The following is a 4428-nucleotide window of genomic DNA, read 5'->3' on the forward strand; positions in this document are numbered from 1 at the left end:
TCGCACCTTCCGCTCCAATCAACAGAGTTGTAAAAATCAACACTGTTCTTTAACATAGCCTTTATTTAAAAAGACGGCACCATTGCGGCACCGTCTTCTTAAAAAATTATGCAGTAGTATACACTTCTTCACGATTTAACTCATGTCGGATCGTTGCTTGTGCTGCGGCCAAACGAGCCAGCGGTACACGATAAGGTGAACAGCTGACATAATCTAAACCGGTTCTGTAGCAGAAATCAATAGAGCTCTTTTCTCCGCCATGCTCGCCGCAAATGCCAGTTTTAAGCTTTGGATTTGTTTTGCGGCCAAGAGTTACGCCGGTTTCAACCAGTTTTCCCACTCCTTCTTGGTCAAGGACGGCAAATGGATTTTCCGGGAGTACCTTATGTTCAATATAAGCTTGCAGGAATTTACCCTCTGCATCATCACGACTATAGCCGAAAGTTGTTTGGGTTAAGTCGTTTGTACCAAAAGAGAAGAAATCGGCTTCTTCAGCTATTTCATCAGCTGTTAAGGCTGCGCGCGGAATCTCAATCATCGTACCAACAGTATATTGGATGCTCCGACCCGTTTCCACCTGCACCTTATTCGCTGTTTCAATCACCAATTCACGCATTTGTTTTAATTCATTCACATGCCCAACAAGTGGAATCATGATTTCCGGATTTACTTCTATCCCTTTTTCAGCAAGTTTTGAAGCGGCATAGAAAATGGCTTTTGCCTGCATTTCATAGATTTCTGGATGAACCATTCCTAAACGGCAACCGCGGAGTCCGAGCATTGGGTTAAATTCATCTAATTGACGAACCTTTTTAAGCAATTTTTCTTTTCGAGCTAACTCTTTAGATTCAGGATCCAAGATTTGCAGTTTCGTTACTTCGACTAGAAGCTCCTCTTTATCAGGTAAAAACTCGTGTAAAGGAGGATCTAATAGACGAATGGTGACTGGGAGTCCCTGCATGGCTTCGAAAATCCCTTCAAAATCTCCTTGCTGCATTGGCAGAAGCTGGTCAAGTGCTTCCATTCTCTCATTATAGGTTTCTGCTAAAATCATTTTTTGCACAATTGGAATTCGTTTTATATCCATAAACATATGCTCTGTCCGGCACAAACCTACCCCGCCTGCCCCGAAATCAAAAGCTTTTTTGGCATCTTCAGGGTTATCGGCATTTGCACGAACGCCTATTTTCCGTTCTTTATCTGCCCATGAAAGTAACAGCTGAAATTCATCTGATAATTCAGGATCAATCATAGCGATTTCCCCGAGCATTATTTCACCTGTCGATCCATCGATAGTAATCACATCGCCATAGTTTACTACCATATCACCAACAGAGAATTGCTTTGCTTTTAAATCAATCCTTAACGCCTCACAGCCACAAATACAGGCTTTTCCCATACCACGGGCAACAACCGCCGCATGGCTTGTCATACCACCCCTGCTTGTTAAAATGGCTTGAGAAGCCACGATTCCATGGATATCATCTGGTGTTGTTTCCGGACGGACAAGGATAACCTTTTTACCATCATTCCCTAATTGCTCAGCTTCATCGGCATCAAATACCACTTGGCCGGTTGCTGCCCCAGGTGATGCCGGCAAACCTTTTGCTAAAATTCTTTTTTCTACCGAATCATCAATACGGCGATGGAGCAATTGATTCAATTGATCCGGATCCACACGAAGCAAGGCAGTCTTCACGTCAATAATACCTTCTTGGACCATTTCCACAGCAATGCGTATTGCTGCTTGGGCAGTCCGTTTTCCATTGCGAGTTTGCAATATAAATAATTTTCCGCGTTCTACGGTAAATTCGATATCTTGCATTTCTTTGTAATGCTGCTCAAGACGATGGCAGGTGTCCGCAAATTGCTGATAAACACTAGGCATTTCTTCTTTTAAAGCTGCAATTGGCTGTGGAGTACGAATGCCTGCCACAACGTCTTCCCCCTGGGCATTGATTAAATACTCACCATATAGAACCGGCTCACCTGTAGAAGGGTTTCTGGTGAAAGCCACTCCCGTACCGGAATCATTTCCCATGTTTCCAAACACCATGCTTTGAATATTAACAGCTGTTCCAAGATGATCAGCAATTTTATTCAGGCGACGATACACGATGGCCCGTTGATTATTCCAAGAATCAAAAACTGCATTAATAGCCAGGAATAATTGTTCTTTTGGATCCTGAGGGAAATCTTTTCTAGTATGTTTTTTAACAATTTCTTTATAGCCAACAATAATTTCTTTCCAATCCTCCGCGGTCATTTCTGGGTCTGACGCATATCCCTTTTGCTCGCGGGTTTCCTCTAATAATTGCTCAAAAAAGTAAGTATCAATTCCTAATACTACATTACTAAACATTTGAATAAAACGTCTGTATGAATCATAAGCAAATCGAGGATTGTTCGTTAGGCTTGCCACACCCTCAACCGTTTCATCATTCATTCCAAGATTTAAAATCGTATCCATCATTCCAGGCATTGAAAAAACAGAACCGGAACGCACAGAAACAAGCAGAGGATTCTTCGGGTCACCTAGTTTTTTACCCATTTTTTCCTCTAAACGTAAAAGGGCTTCCAAAGTCTGTTTTTCTACTAAAGTTGGAATCGTTTTGCCAGATTCATAGTAGGCATTGCAAGCTTGTGTTGTAATTGTAAATCCATAAGGGACTGGTAAACCAATATTGGTCATTTCTGCAAGATTGGCCCCTTTACCTCCAAGCAGTTCTTTCATATTGCCGTTTCCTTCATGGAATAAATATACGAATTTCTCCATCTTATAACTCCCTCTCTTTTTTCAGGATATCCAAGATTAATCCCGCTGTTTCTTCAACTGCTTTATTTGAGACATCAATTACAGGACAACCTACCCGTTTCATGATTTTTTCGGCATAATCCAACTCATCCAAAATACGTTGGAAACTTGCATAATTAGCTCGTGAGGCTAGCCCCAAAGCCTTTAGTCGTTCTTTGCGAATTTCATTTAATTTGTCCGGTGAAATGATTAAACCAATACAATTCTTTCTTGGCACTTTGTATAATTCATCCGGCGGCGGTACCTCCGGAACTAATGGTACATTGGCAACCTTATATCGTTTATGTGCCAGATACATTGAAAGCGGAGTCTTGGAAGTTCGGGAAACCCCGATTAACACAATATCAGCTTTTGTAATTCCTCTAGGATCTCGGCCATCATCGTATTTAACGGCAAATTCAATCGCTGCGATTTTTCGAAAATAATCTTCATCCAGCTTTCTCATTAAACCAGGACGACGGTATGGTTCCTGACCCAATCGATCTGAAAAGGAATTCATTAACGGACTCAGCAAATCAATGGCCATAATCCCTTCTTCGCTTGCCCTTTTGTCTAAGTATAATTTCAATTCAGGTATGACAATGGTATAAGCAATGATTGAGTGGCCCCTTTTTGCCAACAGGATGACATCTTCAATATCCTCAACATCATCTACATAAGAATTGCGGCGAATATCGATCTGCCCGCTAGTAAACTGTGTTGCCACAGCTTTTACTACAAGCTCAGCCGTCTCCCCGACTGAGTCTGATACTACATAGACAACTTCCTTCTGTACCAAAATGGCAGCAACTCCCCTATGCTTTTTCTTCTAGTATTTCTAAATAAGCTTTCGTAATCGTCGTTTTCGTAATTCGTCCTAATAGTAAATATGTATTCGGTTGATCCCCCACTTCTGATACAACAGGTAACGAGTCTACATGATTATGAATCATTTTCTTAGCTGCTTCGAGCAGTGTGTCTTCCGGGTGAATCGTAATGATATTCGGCATTCTTGTCATGATAACACTGACAGGCAGTTCTTGAAGATTTTTATTGCCTAGTGCTGCCCGGAGCAAATCCTTTCGGGAAATAACCCCTGCTAAATGACCCTCGGAATCTACTGCATAAAGTGTTCCAACATCCTCTAAAAACAATTGAACAACTGCATCGTAGACAGAAGTCGATTTTCCCACAACAATCGGATGTGCTTTAAACTCTGAAACTTTTTGATTGATAAACCTGGAAGCCTGTTGCTTTACCTCTAATTTTTCGTTAAAAAAGTATCCCACCCGCGGCCTTGCATCCAAATTTCCTGACATCGTCAGAATGGCGAGATCAGGCCTTAATGCCGCTCTGGACAATGAGAGCCTTTCAGCAATTTCCTTCCCCGTGATTGGTCCGCTTCGTTTAACAATCTGTAGGATTTCATCCTGTCGCCTTGTAAGTTTAATCATTACCACCACCTTACTAATAATTAATATGTAATATTCTATGATGCTTTTTCAAATGTGTTATACTTATTTGTATATAGTATATTACATTTACCCAATTAGGAAAACCTAAAATTTTGACAAAATAATAAACATTTTTTAAATAAAAATTCTCCCGTTAAATTTGTTTGTTGATTTCCGCTC

The 4428-nt window shown here is 40.9% G+C and carries 3 protein-coding genes; all 3 read right to left on the reverse strand.

Features of this window, described 5'->3' with window-relative positions; translation table 11 throughout:
- Positions 1 to 106: 106 nt before the first annotated feature.
- Genes ppdK through V7083_RS12320 form a run of 3 tightly spaced genes read right to left on the reverse strand, consistent with a single transcriptional unit; the run spans position 107 to position 4248 of the window.
- The gene (ppdK, locus tag V7083_RS12310; protein ID WP_335478088.1) at positions 107 to 2776 is read right to left on the reverse strand and encodes a pyruvate, phosphate dikinase; all 2670 of its coding nucleotides are present in this window, start codon (positions 2774 to 2776) and stop codon (positions 107 to 109) included.
- Between the two features lies 1 nt (position 2777).
- On the reverse strand, positions 2778 to 3593 hold the full coding sequence (locus V7083_RS12315; RefSeq protein ID WP_335478090.1) for a pyruvate, water dikinase regulatory protein: 816 nt from the start codon (positions 3591 to 3593) through the stop codon (positions 2778 to 2780).
- Positions 3594 to 3609: 16 nt separating this feature from the next.
- Positions 3610 to 4248: a helix-turn-helix transcriptional regulator gene (locus V7083_RS12320; protein ID WP_335478092.1), complete on the reverse strand. Its 639-nt coding sequence runs from the start codon at positions 4246 to 4248 to the stop codon at positions 3610 to 3612.
- Positions 4249 to 4428: the final 180 nt, after the last annotated feature.

This window comes from Bacillus sp. JJ1764, assembly GCF_036962145.1.
Classification (GTDB): domain Bacteria; phylum Bacillota; class Bacilli; order Bacillales; family Cytobacillaceae; genus Neobacillus.

What these genes read in the sequence shown, in the direction of transcription:
- ppdK (WP_335478088.1), bottom strand. Translation starts at nt 2,776, where the DNA reads ATGGAGAAATTCGTATATTTATTCCATGAAGGAAACGGCAATATGAAA.
- V7083_RS12320 (WP_335478092.1), bottom strand. Translation starts at nt 4,248, where the DNA reads ATGATTAAACTTACAAGGCGACAGGATGAAATCCTACAGATTGTTAAA.